We start from the raw sequence: 16,361 nt of genomic DNA, 5'->3' as shown, positions 1-16,361 counted from the left end.
GCCCGCAGCCTAGCCACAGCGCCGTGCTGCCTAGACTGGCGCGCGTGACGAGGGAACAGGAACGCGCCGCTGCGCGCCGCCGTGCCGTGAAGCTCGAGGCCAAGCAGGTTCAGAAGGAACGTGAGGCCGCGCGCAACCGCCAGGTCGTGGTGGTCGTGCTCGCCGTGCTCGCCGTGGTCGCCGCCTTCGTGTTCCTCGCGACCCAGCTCAAGGACGACACGACCCCCGCCGCCACTGCGCCGTCAGCCACGACTACGACGACCAGTCCGGCAGTCGCAGGCTGCACCGCGCCGCCCGCTCCCCCGTCCGCCGTGAAGAAGGTCGCCAAGCCCGACAAGGCCACGGCCGCCGGCAAGACCTTCACCGCCGTCGTCACGACCAACTGCGGCGACCTCACCGTTCAGCTCGATGGTGCCAAGGCGCCCCAGACCGTGGCCTCGTTCGTCGCGCTCGCCAAGGCCGGCTACTTCGCCGACTCCCCCTGCCACCGCGTGACGAAGGTGGCGGACCCGTCACCCCTGTTCGTGCTCCAGTGCGGTGACCCGTTGGGCGGCACCGGCAGTGGCCCCGGCTACAGCTACGGCATCGAGAACGCACCCAAGGACGGCAAGTACCCGCGCGGCAGCTTGGCCATGGCACGCACGACCGACCCGAACTCCAACGCTGACCAGTTCTTCATCGTCTACAAGGACACCGACCTGAGCAGTGTGCCCGCGGGCTACTCCATCTTCGGCACGGTGACCGGTGGAATGGATATTGTCGACAAGATCGCCGCAGCAGGTGTGAGCGGAGGCGCCACCGATGGTGCCCCGGCTGCACCCATCAGCATCCTTAAGGTTGCTGTGACAGAGAAGAAGGCCTGACCCGTGACCGAGCAGACGCCCCCGGCCGAAACCGAGCCCGACTCCAAGCCTGACTCCGAGCCCAGCACCGTCGCTGACGCGCCTCCTTCCGCTCCCCAGGCAGAGGCTGCAGCCGAGCCCGAGGCTGCACCCGAGCCCGAGGCCGAGGCTGCACCCGAGCCCGAGGCCGAGGCTGCACCCGAGCCCGAGGCTGCACCCGAGCCCGAGGCTGCACCCGAGCCCGAGCCCGAACCAGCAGCCGAGCCTGAGGGAGCCACCGAGCCCGCAGCGTCCGAGCCCGACGCTGCCTCCGAAGCCGCTCCCGCTCCCGCACCGAAGCCGGTACCCCGACCGGCTCCGAAGCCGGGCCCGGTGCCGACCCCTGCCGCGGTGCGCAAGGTGGCTCACGCCCAGCCCGCTGCGCTGACCGTCGCTGCGCCGCCCGGACCGCCGTCGGAGACGTTCGGTCGCGCGGCCGAGGACGGCACCGTGTTCGTCCGCACCGCCGATGGCGAGCGGGAGGTGGGCGCCTACCCGGGAGCCACCCCCGACGAGGCGCTGCACTACTTCGCGCGCAAGTACGACGAGCTCTACGCCTCCGCAGACCTGTTGCACCAGCGGCTGACCACCACTGACCTGTCCGCCAAGGACGCCGCCGAGGGCCTGGCCAAGCTGCGCGAACACTGCGCCGAGGCCAATGTCGTCGGCGACCTCGCCGGTCTCGACGCCAAGGTGGGCGAGATCGAGGGCCTGGTTGCTGCGCGCAAGGCGGCCGAGTCCGCCGAACGCAGCGCAGCCCGAGCCGCGGCGACGGTTGAGCGCGAAGCCATCGTGGCCGAAGCCGAGAAGATCGCGGGACAGCCCGAAGCCAAGATCCAGTGGAAGAGCAGTGGTGCCCGCATGCGCGAGCTGCTCGACGGCTGGAAGAAGCACCAGCGCGAGGGTGCACGGCTTGACCGCGAGACCGAGGGCGCCCTCTGGCAGCGGTTCAGCCAGGCCCGCAACTCCTTCGACAAGGCACGTCGGGTCCACTTCGCCCAGCTCGAAGGCACCCAGGCCGAGGCCAAGGCCGCCAAGCAGGAGCTCGTCAAGGAGGCCGAGGCCCTCTCCACCAGCACCGACTGGGGCCAGACGGCCGGCGCCTTCAAGCGACTCATGGATCGCTGGCGTCAGGCCGGGCGCGCCTCCCGGTCCGACGACGACGCGTTGTGGGAGCGGTTCAAGGCCGCCCAGGATGCGTTCTTCGCCGCGAAGGACGAGGTCGCGGCCAAGGAGGACGAGGAGTTCCGGGGCAACCTGGCCGTCAAGGAGGCTCTGCTCACGGAAGCCCAGGACATCCTCCCGGTGAAGGACCTCGAGACCGCCAAGGCCGCCCTCCGCACGCTGCAGGACAAGTGGGACGCTGCGGGCAAGGTCCCCCGGGGCGACGTCGACCGCATGGAGAAGGGGATGCGTCGCATCGAGCAGGCGGTACGCGACGCCGACGACCAGCGCTGGAAGCAGTCCAACCCCGAGGTCGCGGCCCGCGCCCAGAGCATGGTCGACCAGCTCGAGGCGTCGGTCTCCTCGCTCAAGGACGACCTGGCCAAGGCGCAGGCCTCCGGCAACGAGAAGAAGGTCAAGGACGCCCAGGCCAAGCTCGAGGCCCAGGAGCAGTGGCTGGCCCAGGCCCGCGGCAACGTCGACGAGTTCGGTTCCTAGACCACGACCCTCGTATGCCGCGGGGCTACGCCTTGGCGGCGGTGGCCTTGGTGCCGGTGATCCGGTAGACGTCGAACACGCCGTCGATCTTGCGGACGGCCTTCATCACGTGTTCGAGGTGGCTCGGGTCACCCATCTCGAAGGTGAACTTGCTGATCGCCACCCGGTCTCGCGAGGTCTGCACCGAGGCCGAGAGGATGTTGACGTGCTGGTCGGACAGCACCCTGGTGACGTCGGACAACAACCGGTTGCGGTCCAGGGCCTCGACCTGCAGCTGCACCAGGAAGACCGACGCCGACGAGGGGGCCCACTCGACCTCGATCATCCGATCTGGTTGCGACAGAAGGGATTCAGCGTTGGTGCAGTCGGTGCGGTGCACTGAGACGCCGTTGCCCCTGGTGATGAATCCCATGATCGGGTCACCCGGCACCGGGGTGCAGCAGCGGGCCAGCTTGACCCACACGTCCGCAGTGCCGACCACCACGACGCCGGGGTCGCCCGTGCGTCGCCGCATCGACCGGGTCGGCGTCGTCGCCTCCGCGAGGTCCTCGGATGCGCCCTCCTCGCCCCCCAGCGAGACCACCAGCCGGCCCACCACGTGCTGGGCGGACACGTGCCCCTCGCCCACCGCGGCATACAGGGCGTCGATGTCCTGGTAGCGCAGCTCTGACGCCAGGCCGGTCAGGGTCTCGACGGTGAGCAGTCGCTGGAGCGGGAGGCCTTCCTTGCGCATGGCGCGGGCGATCGCGTCCTTGCCGGTCTCGATCGCCTCCTCGCGACGCTCCTTGGAGAACCACTGCTTGATCTTGTTGCGCGCCCGAGGCGACTTGACGAAGGTGAGCCAGTCGCGCGACGGTCCGGCGCCGTCGGCCTTGGAGGTGAGCACCTCGACGACGTCACCGTTCTCGAGGGTCGACTCCAGCGGCACGAGACGGCCGTTGACGCGGCCGCCGATGCAGTGGTGGCCCACCTCGGTGTGCACGGCGTAGGCGAAGTCGACCGGCGTCGCTCCGGCCGGCAGGGCCACCACCTCGCCCTTGGGCGTGAAGACGTAGACCTCGCGGGCGTTGATCTCGAAGCGCAGCGAGTCGAGGAACTCCCCCGGGTCGGCGGTCTCCTTCTGCCAGTCGAGCAGCTGGCGCAGCCACGCCATGTCGTTGATCGGGCCGGTCTCGCCTTCCTTGGCGCCGGAGGCGGGGGCGGTGCCATCCTCCTTGTACTTCCAGTGGGCGGCGACGCCGTACTCGGCCCGGCGATGCATGGTGTGCGTGCGGATCTGGATCTCGACGGCCTTGCCCTCAGGGCCTATCACCGTCGTGTGCAGGGACTGGTACATGTTGAACTTGGGCATCGCGATGTAGTCCTTGAACCGCCCCGGCAGGGGGTTCCAGCGCGCGTGCAGCGCACCCAGCGCGGCGTAGCAGTCGCGCACCGAGTCGACGAGGACCCGCACCGCCACGAGGTCGTAGATGTCCTCGAAGTCGCGACCCCGGACGATCATCTTCTGGTAGACGGAGTAGTAGTGCTTCGGCCGACCGGTCACGGTCGCCTTGATCTTGGCGCCCCTGAGGTCCTCGCTGACCTGGTCCCGCACCCCTGAGAGGAACTCCTCGCGTGCGGGGGCCCGCTCGGCCACCAAGCGCACGATCTCGTCGTAGACCTTGGGGTAGAGCGTCGCGAAGGACAGGTCCTCGAGCTCCCACTTGATGGTGTTCATGCCGAGCCGGTGGGCCAGCGGGGCGTAGATCTCGAGGGTCTCGCGAGCCTTGCGCTGCGCGGACTCCACCGAGACGTAGCGCCAGGTGCGGGCGTTGTGCAGGCGGTCGGCCAGCTTGATCACCAGCACCCGGATGTCGCGGGCCATCGCCACGACCATCTTGCGCACGGTCTCGGCCTGCGCGGCGTCCCCGTAGGTCACCTTGTCGAGCTTGGTGACACCGTCCACGAGCATCGCCACCTCGCGCCCGAAGTCCTTCTCCAGCTGCGTGAGGCTGTACTCCGTGTCCTCCACCGTGTCGTGGAGCAGCGCCGCCGCCAGGGTGGCCGGCGTCATGCCCAGCTCGGCGAGGATCGTGGTCACCGCGAGCGGGTGGGTGATGTACGCGTCGCCGGACTTGCGCGTCTGGCCCCGGTGCGCCTCCTCGGCGACGACGTACGCGCGCTCGATGACCGTCAGGTCAGCCTTGGGGTGGGTGGCTCGGACTGTCTGGAGCAGGGGCTCCAGGACCGGGTTGATCGGACCTCCGCGGCTGCCGAAGCGGGCCAGGCGGGCGCGGACGCGGTTCGCCGAGGAGGCACCGGTGGGCACCGGTCCGGTGACGACGTCCTCGGTCATGCCGAAAGCCTACGGGACCACCACGGTGGCGTGGATCTCACGCCCAGCCAACCGCTCACGGCCGGGCAGGAACCCGAGCTCGACCAGCGTCTCGAAGGCCACGACCGTGGCACCGGCCTGCTCCAGCAGCCGACAGGCCGCCTCGGCGGTGCCTCCCGTGGCGAGCACGTCGTCGACGAGCAGGACGCGCTCACCGCTCACGAAGGCATCGCTGTGGATCTCGATGGTCGCCGTGCCGTACTCGAGGTCGTAGGTCAGCCCGACGGTGTCGCCCGGCAGCTTGCCCGCCTTGCGCACCGGGACGAAGCCGACCCCCAGCTCGTGCGCGAGAGCGGCTCCGAAGATGAAGCCGCGAGCCTCGATACCGACGACCAGGTCGATGCTGCCCCTGCGTCGGTCCGCCATGTCGCGGATGACGGCACCGAAGACCTCGGGGTCGGCCAGGACGGGCGTCACGTCCTTGAACAGGATCCCCGGGCTGGGAAAGTCCTGGACGTCGCGCAACCGCGCGGAGACCCGCTCGGCGAGGGTGTCGCTCACTGACCCACCCGGGCGCAGCGGCTCCATCTCGTCGACGAGCTGCGCCTCATCGACGAGACTTCGGCGGACGCTTGGGCTGGTTGCGCGGACCACTGGTCGCGTACTTGTGGGTCTCGCGCACCACGCCACCGGAACGTGCCGCCGCCGAGACCGACTCGCGGCCGGAGGTGGCTGCAGCGAGCTCTTCGGCGTCGGGCTCGTGCGGGACCGGAGCGGCATCGGAGGCGGAGACGACGCCGCCATGACGCGCCTGGTAGCGGGTGGCCTTCTTCTCGAGATCGACGACAGCCGGCTCCTTCAGGCGCAGGTGCACCAACAGCGGCGTGGCGATGAAGATCGAGGAGTAGGCGCCGACGGCGATACCGACGAACAGGGCCAGGGCCAGGTCGAGCAGGGTGCCGGGGCCGAGGAAGAGGAACCCGATGACCAGGATCGATGCGATCGGCAGCAGCGCCACGATCGTGGTGTTGATCGACCGCACCAGGGTCTGGTTGACGGCGAGGTTCGCCGCCTGGGCGTAGGTGAGGCGGCCGTTGCCGAGCGCCTCGGTGGTGTTCTCACGCACCTTGTCGAAGACGACGACGGTGTCGTACAGCGAGTACCCGAGGATCGTCAGGAAGCCGATCATCGTGGCCGGGGAGACCTCGAAACCGGCCAGCGCATAGATGCCCACCGTGATGAACAGGTCGTGGAGCAGGGCCACGAGCCCGGCGACGGCCATCTTCCACGTGCGGAAGTAGATCGCCATCACGATCGACACGAGTGCGAGGAACACAGCCAGGGCCTTGAGCGCCTGCTGGCTCACGGAGGCACCCCAGGAAGGCCCGACGAACGATGCGGAGACGTTGTCGACGTCGGTCTTGAACTCGGAGGCCAGTGCCGTCTGCACGGCCCGGATCTCGGACTCGCCGAGCTGCTCGGTCTGCACCCGAATGGTGCCGGTGCCGACCTTGGTCACCTCGGCGGCACCAGCCGTCGGGATGTGGCTGACGGCGTCCTTGGCCCTGGCCTCGTAGTCCGCCGAGCTCGCGACCGACGACACCCGGAACTCCGAGCCGCCGCGGAACTCGAGGCTGAGGTTGAGGCCGTGCCAGACCAGCCCGATGATCGCGAGCAGGACGAAGACCCCGGAGACGGCGTACCACCGCTTGTAGCGACCGACGAAGTCGATGGACCGCTTGCCGGTGTAGAGGTCGTTGCCCAGTGCGGCGAAGTTGATCACAGTGCGCTCCCGTCGCTCACAGCAGATGCGGTGGTCGGCATCGCGACCCGTCCGCGCCCGGYATACCTGGGCTTGTGTGCCTTGGCCCCGAGCCGCTCCGGGTCGAGACCCGACCACTTGTGTCCACCGCCGAAGAACTTGGTGCCGGCCAGGATCGCCACGAGCGGGTGGGTGAACAGCACGACGATGAGCAGGTCGATCAGGGTCGTGAGGCCCAGGGTGAAGGCGAACCCGCGCACGTTGGAGGACGCCAGCAGGTAGAGGACGAACGCGGCCAGGAAGTTCACGCCGTCCGCGGCCAGGATGGTTCGTCGGGCTCGGCGCCAGCCGGTGTCGACGGCGGCACGCAGGGGTCGTCCCTCACGCACTTCGTCGCGAATGCGTTCGAAGTAGACGATGAAGGAGTCGGCGGTGACACCGATGGCCACGATGAGCCCTGTCACGCCCGCCATGTCGAGTCTGAAGTTGTGTGACCAGCCGAGCACGGCGATCGCGACGTAGGTCAGCAGCGCCGCGATGACGATGGACAGCACGGTGACCAGGCCCAGGGCGCGGTACTGCGCGAGGGAGTACATGAAGACCAGCGCGAAGCCGATGACTCCGGCGATCAGACCCATCCTGAGCTGCTCGCTGCCCAGGGTCGGGCTGATCTGGTCGCGGGTCTGCAGCGTGAACGACAGGGGCAGGGCACCGAACTTGAGCTGGTTGGCCAGGTCGCGGGCCGACGTGATCGTGAACTGGCCCGAGATGCTGGCCTGCCCGTCGAGGATCGCGGCCTGGAAGTACGGCGCCACGATGACACGCGAGTCGAGGGTGGCGGCCATCTGGTTGCGGGGGGTCTCGAGGGTGACCATCCGCTTGCTCGCCTCGGCGTAGGCCTTGGTGCCCTCGGACTTGAAGCTCAGCGTGATCTCGACGGTGCTGGACGGCTGGCCGTTGGACAGGGGTCGGTAGCCGGCTGCGGCGTCCTTGATCTGGTCGCCGTTCACCACGACCGGGCCGAGGACGTACTTCTCTGCGCCGTCGTCGCTGCACGTGACCAGCGGCTTCGCCGGGTCGTCCACGATCTTGTCGACCACGGCGGGGTCGGAGCAGTCCAGCGCCTGGAACGCAGCCGCGACGTCGGCCGTGATCCACGCCAGGTCGCTGGCGTTCTGGGGCGCGGCGGTCGAGCCGGTGGGCTTGGCCGTGGAGGTACCCGTGGCACTGCCCGTCGCGGAACCGGTCGGAGTGGGCGGCGTGGTGGCCTTGACGAACGCCCCGGGCAGGGCGGAGCCGGCCGGGGTCGCCGAACCGGTGGCCGTGGCGGAGGGGCTGGGAGCCTTGCTCGGCGTGGCGGTGCCCGTTGCCGTGCCGGTGGCCGTCCCGGTGTCCGTGCCCGTGGGGGTCGGCTGGTTCACTCCCGGCGCGGCAGCGAGGACGGGTCGGAAGCGCATCTGCGAGGACTTGCGGATGGCGTCCTCGGTCGTCTTGTCCAGGCTGGTGCCCGGGACGCTCACGACGATGTCCTCGCCGTTGCGCGTGGTCACCTCGGCGCCCGCGACGCCGTTGGCGTCGACGCGTTGGACGATGATGTCCCGCGCCTGGGTGAGCTGCTCGTTGGTGACCTTGCTGTTGCCGACCAGCACGGGCTTGAGCACCAGCTGGGTGCCCCCGTCGAGGTCGAGACCGAGCTTGGGCTGCCACTGTGCGTCACCCCAGGTGGTGGCCGCGAAGAGGAGGCCGTAGAGGCCGAGGGTGACGGCCGCCAGCGCTGACAGGATCTTCAGCGGCTTGCGGTTGTGCGGGTTGATTGCCACGTGCAGGGACCTCTACTCGGTGGTGCGGGGTGCGGCCGGGCCGGGTGACACCGTCTTGGTGCCGATGGCGCGCCGGTCGAAGCGGACGGTGACCCCGGGGCTGATCTCCAGGGTGGCGGTGCTGTCGTCGAGGGACGTGATCGTGCCGTAGAGCCCGGAGGTCGTGCAGACCTCGTCGCCGACGGCCAGAGCCGCCTGCAGTGACTGCACCTCGCGCTGGCGCCGACGCTGGCTGAACACCATGAAGACGATGAGCAGCACGGGCAGCGCGAAGATCAGCAGGCTGGCTATGGGCGAGCCGCCATTCGACATGGAGCAGTCCCTTCACGGTTGGGGCAGTCAGGGTGCGGCGCCACGCAGTAGGGCACGCGCAAGTCCCCGGCTCCAGCCGGGGGACCGCCCGAGTGTAGGTGACGCACGGCATACCGACCAACGTGCCCCACCGTGGCTGCGTTCCAATTGTGACCTTTGCTCGCCCATGGCGAGAAGGGGCGAGCACGGGCGAGCACGTGCAGGTATGCCGTGGGCACGCCGCCCGAGCGGGTCACCCGCCGAAGCGACCCTCGCCGGTGTCGAGGGGCAGGCTGGGCTGGGGTTGGTGGCCGAGCGGTGGCGTCAGGCCCAGGTGCTCCCACGCCATGGCCGTCGCGGCCCGGCCACGAGGCGTGCGCGTGATGAAGCCCTCACGGACGAGGAACGGCTCGGCGACGGTCTCGACCGTGTCGGCCTCCTCCCCCACTGCGACCGCGAGCGTCGACAGACCGACGGGTCCGCCTCCGAAGCGCCGGCAGAGGGAGTCGAGGACGGCGCGGTCGAGGCGGTCCAGCCCGCGGTCGTCGACGTCGAACAGGGCCAGCGCGGCATGCGCCGCCTCCTCGTCGACGACGTCGCGTCCGTGCACCTGGGCCCAGTCGCGGACCCGTCGCAGCAGCCGGTTCGCGATGCGTGGTGTGCCGCGCGATCGCCGCGCGATCTCGGTGATGCCGTCGGTGTCGGCGGACACCTCGAGCAGTCGCGCCGAGCGTTCGAGGATCGTGACCAGGTCCTCGGCTGCGTAGAAGTCGAGGTGCCCGGTGAAGCCGAACCGGTCGCGCAGCGGCGCGGGCAGCAGCCCTGCCCGGGTGGTGGCGCCCACGACGGTGAAGGCGGGGAGCTCCAGGGGGATGGCTGTGGCGCCGGGGCCCTTGCCGACGATGACGTCGACCCGGAAGTCCTCCATGGCGAGGTAGAGCATCTCCTCGGCCGACCGCGACATGCGGTGGATCTCGTCGAGGAAGAGGACCTCCCCCTCCATGAGCGAGGAGAGCACCGCCGCCAGGTCGCCGGCGTGCTGGATGGCGGGGCCGCTGGTGATGCGGATCGGCCGCCCCAGCTCGGTGCCGATGAGCATGGCCAGCGTGGTCTTGCCCAGACCCGGCGGCCCGGAGAGCAGCACGTGGTCGGGCGGTGTCCCCCGTCGCCGGGCCGCCTCGAGCACGAGCGAGAGTTGGTCGCGCACCCGCGTCTGACCGGTGAACTCGCTGAGCCTGCGTGGTCGCAGGGCTGCCTCCACGGTGCGCTCGTCGGCATCGCCCTCGGCGTCGACCACCCGCGCGGTGGCATCGACCGACGAGTCCTCGAACATCTCGGAGGAGAAGCCGTCAGCCATGGCCTAGCGCCCCAGCTCTCGCAGCGCCGCGCGGAGCATCGCGGAGACGTCGGCGCCGGCCGGCGCCGCCTCCGCCGCCCGCGACACGGCGTCGTCGGCCTGCTTGGCGGAGTATCCGAGCCCCACGAGGGCCTCGGCCACCTGGTCACGCCAGGCCGTGGCTCCCACGGCCGGGACGGCAGTCGCGCCACCCGCCGCACCGGACGGCATACCGAGCTTGTCGCGCAGCTCGAGGACGATGCGCTCGGCACCCTTGCGGCCGATCCCGGGCACCTTGGTGAGCGTCGCGAGGTCCGCGCTGCTGACCGCTGCCCGTAGCCGGTCGGGGGCCAGCACCGAGAGCATCGCGAGGGCGATCCGAGGTCCGACGCCCGAGACGGTCTGCACCTGTTCGAAGATGTCACGCTCGTCGTCGGACGTGAAGGCGTAGAGGGTCAGCGAGTCCTCGCGGACGACGAGGGTGGTCGCGAGCAGCGCCTCCTGACCGAGGTGCAGTGCGGACGCGGTGGCCGGTGTCGTGTGCAGCAGCATGCCCACTCCCCCGACCTCGACGACGACTCGGTCGAGACCGATGTGCCGCACCGGTCCGCGGACCGAGGCGATCACCGGGCCACCGCGGCTCGGCCCGCTGAGCGGAGGCGTTCCTGCTCCGCCCTGGCGGCGTCCTGGAGCCGGGTGGCGGCGGGGCCCTGCCACAGGTGGCAGATGGCGATGGCGAGGGCGTCCGCGGCGTCGGCGGGCTTCGGCGCGGACTCCATCCGCAGGATCCGGGTCACCATGGCCGTCACCTGGGCCTTGTCGGCCCGGCCCGAGCCGGTGACCGCTGCCTTGACCGAGGTCGGCGTGTGCAGCTGGACCGGGAGCCCCCTGCGCGCCGCGGCGAGCAGCGGGATCGCCGAGGCCTGCATGGTGTTCATGACGCTGGCGACGTTGACGTCGGCGAAGACCTGCTCCACGGCGATCGCGTCAGGCTCGAACCGGTCGAGCCACGCGTCGAGCTCGGTCTGGAGGTAGAGCAGCCGCTCGGCGGTCGGCTCGGTGGCCGGGGAACGCACCACGCCGACGGCCACGAGGCGGACCTGGCGACCACGACCGCCCTCGACCACCCCGATGCCACAGCGGGTCAGGCCGGGATCGACCCCGAGTACGCGCACGACAGCTGCTCCCTCACGTCCGACTGCGTTTTCGAACAACCATGCGTTTCCGAACACATGTTCGGTTGAACGCTACACACCGGTTCGCACCTTCGGGCGCAGCAACACGCCTTCTACTCGTCGTCGTCCTCGATCTCGGCGAGCACGTCGTCGCTGATGTCTCCGTTGGCGAACACGTCCTGCACGTCGTCGGAGTCCTCGAGGGCCTCGATGACGCGGATCATCTTGCGTGCCCCGTCTGCGTCGAGCGGCACCTTGAGGTTCGGCACCCACGAGGCCTCGGCGGAGTCGTAGTCGATCCCGGCGTCCTGGACGGCCTTGCGGACGGCGACGAAGTCGGTCGCCTCGGAGATGATCTCGAAGGCGTCGCCGAGGTCGTTGACCTCGTCGGCACCGGCCTCGAGGACGATCTCGAGGATGTCGTCCTCGGTCTTGTCGCCCTTGGGGACCACGACGACGCCCTTGCGGTCGAAGACGTAGGACACCGAACCGGGGTCGGCCAGCTGGCCGCCGTTGCGGGTCAGCGCGGTGCGGACCTCGGCAGCCGCTCGGTTGCGGTTGTCGGTCAGGCACTCGATGAGGACGGCGACACCACCGGGCGCGTAGCCCTCGTAGGTGATGGTCTCCCAGTCGGCGCCGCCGGCCGTCGCACCGGACCCGCGCTTGACCGCGTTGTCGATGTTGTTGTTGGGGACCGAGGTCTTCTTGGCCTTCTGGATGGCGTCGTAGAGCGTCGGGTTGCCCGTGGGGTCACCGCCACCGGTGCGCGCCGCGACCTCGATGTTCTTGATGAGCTTGGCGAAGAGCTTGCCCCGCTTCGCGTCGATGGCAGCCTTCTTGTGCTTCGTGGTTGCCCATTTGCTGTGGCCGCTCATGCCTTGCCTCTCACGATCTCGACGAACAACTGGTGGAACCGGTGGTCACCGGTCACTTCCGGGTGGAAGGAGGTGGCCATCAGGGACCCCTGACGAACGGCGACGATCCTACCTGCGGCAGGTCCGTCCTCCACGCGGGCCAGCACCTCGACCCCCTCGCCCACCTCCTCGACCCACGGCGCACGGATGAACACGGCCCGCATCGGCGCGCCGCCGATGGCCCGGATGTGCAGGTCCTCCTCGAAGGAGTCCACCTGCCGGCCGAACGCGTTGCGACGCACCGTGATGTCCAGGCCGCCGAGCGTCTGCTGGTCGGGTCGGGCGTCGGCGATGCGGTCGGCGAGCATGATCATCCCCGCGCAGGAGCCGTATGCCGGCATGCCGGCCGCCAGCCGCGCCCGGAGTGGGTCGCGCAGCTCGAAGGCGCGGACCAGCTTGTCCATGGTCGTGGACTCACCGCCCGGGATGATGAGCGCGTCCACCGCGTCCAGCTCGGAGGTCCGGCGCACGGTGGTGGCGCGGGCGCCCGCCTGCTCCACGGCATACAGGTGCTCGCGCACGTCGCCCTGGACGGCGAGGACTCCGATGGTGGGCTGCTCGGTCACGCCCGGAATGCTACGGGCGGCGGGAGCGCCGCAACGCCCCGCCCTGCCCCGACCTAGGGTGGCGCCATGACTGACGCCTTCGAAGAGGTGGTGGTGCGCGAGCGCACCAGTGACGACATCCCGGCCCTGGCCGACGTCCTGACCGCCCAGCAGCCGCACTCGGGGTATCCCCAGAGCTGGCCCCTGCCGTTCCCGGTGGAGTCGTTCATCGCGCGGGCCGACGAGGACGCAGCCTGGGTCGCCGAGCTCGGCGGGCGCGTGGTCGGCCACGTCGCGGTCTCGCGGGTCGAGCCGGGGATGGAGGCCGACCTCTGGATCGCGGGGACCGGCCGCCCACGGGAGGAGCTCGCGGCGGTCGCGGTCCTCTTCGTGGATCACACGACCGTCGGCAGGGGTGTCGGGAAGGCCCTTCTCGCGACCGCGGTCGCGGCCATCCGCGAGTCGGGCCGGACACCTGTCCTGGACGTCGTGCGGGAGACCACCTCGGCCGTCGAGCTGTACCGGCGCACGGGGTGGCAGGTGGTCGGCGAGGGCCGCCCGTGGTGGCTGCCCGAGGACCACCTGCCCGTGCTCTTCATGGCGCTGCCCCCTGCCCGGGAGCCGGGAGCGCGGGGCTGACGCTTGCGTCGAGCGGTTCCTGGACCCCGAGCAGGGGTACTTTTCAGGCATGTCCGACTACACGATCAGGGCGCTCACGCCGGAGACGTTCGACGACTTCGCCGCGCTCGTCGAGCGGAACAAGGGCATGTTCGCCAACTGCTGGTGCACCTGGTTCCATCCGGAGGACCGGGAGCCGGACAGCACCGCCGAGGACAACCGCGCGTTCAAGAAGCGCCGGGTGGATGAGGGGATCGCGCACGCGGCGCTGGTCTACGACGGCGACCTCGCCATCGCCTGGGCGGAGTACGGGACGCCGGAGGAGCTGCCCAGCATCCACCACCGCAAGGAGTACCTCGCCACGGCCGAGCGACTCCCCGACTACCGGGTCACCTGCATCCAGGTCGAGCGCAGCCACCGCGGCAAGGGCCTGGCGTCGATCGCCCTGCGTGGAGCGGTCGAGCTGATCGCTCGGGCCGGCGGTGGTCTGGTCGAGGGCTACCCACACGACACCGGTGGCGTCCGGAAGAAGAACTCGTCGTTCCTCTACAACGGCACCCGCACGATGTACGAGCGCGAGGGCTTCAGCTACGACCGCCCCAAGGGCCTCGGCAACTGCGTCATGGTGCGCGAGGTGGCCTCGAGCGACCGGACCTCGGGGAGTAGCGCCGGTCGTCGTGGACCTGCGCCGCACGCCCGGGGTGTGGCATCGCGTCCCCCCACGCGACTGGCCAGGACATGAACCTGTGCCGTCGAGGCCCTGACATCACCGCACCGCCCACCTATAGGTTTCGGGGCATGACCGACCTCACCACCCGCGCTCGCGACCTCGATGCCCAGCACTCCTCCACCGACCGACGCAGCGCGTTCCGGATCCCTGAGGGGGTCATCTACCTCGACGGCAACTCCCTCGGCGCCCTGTCCGTCGCTGCGGCCGAGACGGCCGCCGACGTGGTCGCCCGCCAGTGGGGAGAGCAGCTCATCCGTGCATGGAACGAGTCGGACTGGTGGGGTGCGCCCGAGCGGGTCGGTGACCGCATCGGCTCGCTGGTCGGTGCGGCGCCGGGCCAGGTCGTCGTCACCGACTCCACGTCCGTCAACCTCTTCAAGGCCATCGTCGCCGCCTCGCGCCTGCGCCCGGGCCGGAGCACGGTGCTGACCGACCCCGACTCCTTTCCCACGGATGTCTACATCGCCCGGTCCGCCTGCGAGCTGCTCGGCCTGACCCTCGAGCTCGTGCCCACCCCCGAGGCGCCCGCGCGCATCGCGGAGCTGGGTGACTCGCTGGCGCTGGCGGCCTACTCGCAGGTCGACTACCGCACGGGTAAGCAGTGGGACCTGCCGGCCCTCACCCGCGCCGCCCACGGCGTCGGCGCCCTTGTGTGCTGGGACCTCTGCCACTCGGCCGGTGCGATGCCGGTCGGGCTCGACGATGGCGGCGCAGACCTCGCGGTGGGCTGCGGCTACAAGTACCTCAGCGGCGGCCCCGGCGCCCCCGCGTTCATCTACGTCCGGCGTGAGCACCTGGGCGACTTCGAGAACGTCCTGTCCGGCTGGCAGGGCCACGCCAGCCCGTTCGGGATGTCCACCGACTACGCCCCCGCGGCCACCATCACGAGGGCCAGGGTCGGCACGGCTCCCCTGCTCAGCCTGCTGACGCTGGAAGGTGCGCTCACGGCATACGACGGGCTCTCGATCGAGGAGGTGCGCGCCCGCTCACTGTCACTGACAGGACTGTTCATCGAGGCGCTGGACGCCCTGGGTGTCGACCTGCCGCTCGCGACGCCACGCGAGGAGGCGCGGCGCGGCTCGCAGGTGAGCCTGCGGCACCCCGAGGCGTATGCCGTGGTGCAGGCCCTCATCGCGCGCGGCGTGATCGGCGACTTCCGTGAGGTCGACATCGTGCGGCTCGGGTTCAGCCCCCTCTACCTCTCGCACGCCGACGTGGTGGCGGCGGCGGAGCACGTGGCGGCGGTGCTCGAGGGACGCGAGTTCGAGCGCGAGGAGTTCCGCGCCCGCAGCACCGTCACCTGACAGGTCATCGGACAGGACGGCGCCCGGTGGTTGGCCACCGGGCGCCGTGCTCTGTCAGCTGTGGGACGGGCCGGTCACCAACCGCGCTCGGAGAGGCGGTGCGGCTCGGGGATCTCGTCGACGTTGAGGCCGACCATCGCCTCACCGAGGCCGCGCGAGACCTTGGCGATGACGTCGGGGTCGTCGAAGAAGGTCGTCGCCTTCACGATGGCCTCGGCGCGCTGGGCCGGGTTGCCGGACTTGAAGATGCCGGAGCCGACGAACACGCCCTCGGCGCCGAGCTGCATCATCATCGCGGCGTCGGCCGGGGTCGCGATGCCGCCCGCGGTGAACAGCACGACGGGGAGCTTGCCCAGCTCGGCGACCTCCTTGACCAGGTCGTACGGCGCCTGGAGCTCCTTGGCCGCGACGAACAGCTCGTCCTCGGGCAGGCCCTGGAGCCTGCGGATCTGCTGGCGGATCTGGCGCATGTGGGTGGTCGCGTTGGAGACGTCGCCGGTGCCGGCCTCACCCTTGGAGCGGATCATCGCCGCGCCCTCGGTGATGCGGCGCAGGGCCTCGCCGAGGTTGGTCGCACCGCAGACGAAGGGAACCGTGAAGTTCCACTTGTCGATGTGGTTGGCGTAGTCGGCCGGGGTCAGAACCTCGGACTCGTCGATGTAGTCGACCCCCAGGGACTGCAGCACCTGGGCCTCGACGAAGTGACCGATGCGGGCCTTGGCCATCACCGGGATCGACACGGCCTCGATGATGCCGTCGATCATGTCGGGGTCGGACATGCGCGACACGCCACCCTGGGCGCGGATGTCGGCGGGGACCCGCTCGAGGGCCATCACGGCGACGGCGCCGGCGTCCTCGGCGATCTTGGCCTGCTCGACGTTGACGACGTCCATGATGACGCCGCCCTTGAGCATCTCGGCCATCCCCCGCTTGACGCGTGACGTGCCGGTGGTGGGCTGCGTGGCTGTGCTCTCGACGGGGTTGCTCTCGGCGGACATGGCGGACCTAC

General features: G+C 70.2%; 16 protein-coding genes. 5 read left to right on the top strand and 11 right to left on the bottom strand.

The features are described from left to right. The first annotated feature begins 44 nt into the window (after positions 1–44). The gene (locus tag AC1DWR_RS04495) at positions 45–863 is read left to right on the top strand and encodes a peptidylprolyl isomerase (RefSeq protein ID WP_477613003.1); all 819 of its coding nucleotides are present in this window, start codon (positions 45–47) and stop codon (positions 861–863) included. 3 nt (positions 864–866) lie between these two features. Further along, positions 867–2,543 (top strand): DUF349 domain-containing protein, encoded by a 1,677-nt coding sequence (locus AC1DWR_RS04490; protein ID WP_477623744.1) that lies wholly within the window; start codon positions 867–869, stop codon positions 2,541–2,543. Positions 2,544–2,568: 25 nt separating this feature from the next. On the opposite strand, the gene AC1DWR_RS04485 is transcribed toward AC1DWR_RS04490, so the two are convergent. The 10 genes from AC1DWR_RS04485 to pdxT form a co-directional block, all read right to left on the bottom strand. Next, entirely contained in the window at positions 2,569–4,878 is a 2,310-nt protein-coding gene (locus AC1DWR_RS04485; RefSeq protein WP_477613005.1) for a RelA/SpoT family protein, read from the bottom strand. 9 nt (positions 4,879–4,887) lie between these two features. Then, the gene (locus AC1DWR_RS04480; RefSeq protein WP_477613006.1) at positions 4,888–5,418 is read right to left on the bottom strand and encodes an adenine phosphoribosyltransferase; all 531 of its coding nucleotides are present in this window, start codon (positions 5,416–5,418) and stop codon (positions 4,888–4,890) included. Positions 5,419–5,464: 46 nt separating this feature from the next. Beyond that, a complete protein-coding gene (gene secF / locus AC1DWR_RS04475; RefSeq protein ID WP_477613007.1) occupies positions 5,465–6,640 on the bottom strand; it encodes a protein translocase subunit SecF in 1,176 nt (391 codons plus the stop codon). Beyond that, positions 6,637–8,439: a protein translocase subunit SecD gene (secD, locus tag AC1DWR_RS04470; protein WP_477623743.1), complete on the bottom strand. Its 1,803-nt coding sequence runs from the start codon at positions 8,437–8,439 to the stop codon at positions 6,637–6,639. The genes secF and secD overlap by 4 nt, the downstream gene beginning before the upstream one ends. A 12-nt stretch (positions 8,440–8,451) precedes the next feature. Beyond that, a complete protein-coding gene (yajC, locus tag AC1DWR_RS04465; RefSeq protein ID WP_477613009.1) occupies positions 8,452–8,751 on the bottom strand; it encodes a preprotein translocase subunit YajC in 300 nt (99 codons plus the stop codon). Between the two features lie 232 nt (positions 8,752–8,983). Continuing rightward, the gene (gene ruvB / locus AC1DWR_RS04460; RefSeq protein WP_477613010.1) at positions 8,984–10,087 is read right to left on the bottom strand and encodes a Holliday junction branch migration DNA helicase RuvB; all 1,104 of its coding nucleotides are present in this window, start codon (positions 10,085–10,087) and stop codon (positions 8,984–8,986) included. Positions 10,088–10,090: 3 nt separating this feature from the next. Further along, a complete protein-coding gene (gene ruvA / locus AC1DWR_RS04455; protein ID WP_477613011.1) occupies positions 10,091–10,693 on the bottom strand; it encodes a Holliday junction branch migration protein RuvA in 603 nt (200 codons plus the stop codon). Continuing rightward, positions 10,690–11,241, bottom strand: a complete 552-nt coding sequence (gene ruvC, locus AC1DWR_RS04450; protein ID WP_477613012.1) for a crossover junction endodeoxyribonuclease RuvC — start codon at positions 11,239–11,241, stop codon at positions 10,690–10,692. The genes ruvA and ruvC overlap by 4 nt, the downstream gene beginning before the upstream one ends. Positions 11,242–11,354: 113 nt before the next feature. Next, on the bottom strand, positions 11,355–12,116 hold the full coding sequence (locus AC1DWR_RS04445) for a YebC/PmpR family DNA-binding transcriptional regulator (RefSeq protein ID WP_477613013.1): 762 nt from the start codon (positions 12,114–12,116) through the stop codon (positions 11,355–11,357). Continuing rightward, positions 12,113–12,721 carry a pyridoxal 5'-phosphate synthase glutaminase subunit PdxT gene (gene pdxT / locus AC1DWR_RS04440; RefSeq protein WP_477613014.1) on the bottom strand — a complete coding sequence of 203 codons (609 nt, stop codon included), beginning with the start codon at positions 12,719–12,721 and terminating at the stop codon, positions 12,113–12,115. Before pdxT ends, AC1DWR_RS04445 begins: the two co-directional genes overlap by 4 nt. Before the next feature lie 66 nt (positions 12,722–12,787). Here pdxT and AC1DWR_RS04435 point away from each other — a divergent pair, with 66 nt between their 5' ends. Genes AC1DWR_RS04435 through kynU form a run of 3 tightly spaced genes read left to right on the top strand, consistent with a single transcriptional unit; the run spans position 12,788 to position 15,352 of the window. After that, complete coding sequence (locus AC1DWR_RS04435) at positions 12,788–13,339, top strand: GNAT family N-acetyltransferase (protein WP_477613015.1); 552 nt, start codon at positions 12,788–12,790, stop codon at positions 13,337–13,339. Positions 13,340–13,388: 49 nt separating this feature from the next. Then, a complete protein-coding gene (locus tag AC1DWR_RS04430) occupies positions 13,389–14,060 on the top strand; it encodes a GNAT family N-acetyltransferase (RefSeq protein WP_477613016.1) in 672 nt (223 codons plus the stop codon). A 56-nt stretch (positions 14,061–14,116) separates the two neighbouring features. Continuing rightward, positions 14,117–15,352: a kynureninase gene (kynU, locus tag AC1DWR_RS04425; protein WP_477613017.1), complete on the top strand. Its 1,236-nt coding sequence runs from the start codon at positions 14,117–14,119 to the stop codon at positions 15,350–15,352. Positions 15,353–15,426: 74 nt separating this feature from the next. Here the strand turns inward: kynU and pdxS are convergent, their stop codons facing one another. Then, positions 15,427–16,350, bottom strand: coding sequence for a pyridoxal 5'-phosphate synthase lyase subunit PdxS (gene pdxS, locus AC1DWR_RS04420; RefSeq protein ID WP_477613018.1), 924 nt, complete (start codon positions 16,348–16,350; stop codon positions 15,427–15,429). Positions 16,351–16,361 lie beyond the last annotated feature (11 nt).

The organism is Pedococcus sp. P2_E2 (genome assembly GCF_056403955.1).
This window is presented reverse-complemented; position numbering and strand designations above follow the sequence as displayed.

Coding starts and splice junctions, on each gene's coding strand:
- AC1DWR_RS04435 (WP_477613015.1), top strand. CDS start 12,788: ATGACTGACGCCTTCGAAGAGGTGGTGGTGCGCGAGCGCACCAGTGAC.
- yajC (WP_477613009.1), bottom strand. CDS start 8,751: ATGTCGAATGGCGGCTCGCCCATAGCCAGCCTGCTGATCTTCGCGCTG.
- AC1DWR_RS04445 (WP_477613013.1), bottom strand. CDS start 12,116: ATGAGCGGCCACAGCAAATGGGCAACCACGAAGCACAAGAAGGCTGCC.
- pdxS (WP_477613018.1), bottom strand. CDS start 16,350: ATGTCCGCCGAGAGCAACCCCGTCGAGAGCACAGCCACGCAGCCCACC.
- AC1DWR_RS04485 (WP_477613005.1), bottom strand. CDS start 4,878: ATGACCGAGGACGTCGTCACCGGACCGGTGCCCACCGGTGCCTCCTCG.
- AC1DWR_RS04430 (WP_477613016.1), top strand. CDS start 13,389: ATGTCCGACTACACGATCAGGGCGCTCACGCCGGAGACGTTCGACGAC.
- kynU (WP_477613017.1), top strand. CDS start 14,117: ATGACCGACCTCACCACCCGCGCTCGCGACCTCGATGCCCAGCACTCC.
- ruvB (WP_477613010.1), bottom strand. CDS start 10,087: ATGGCTGACGGCTTCTCCTCCGAGATGTTCGAGGACTCGTCGGTCGAT.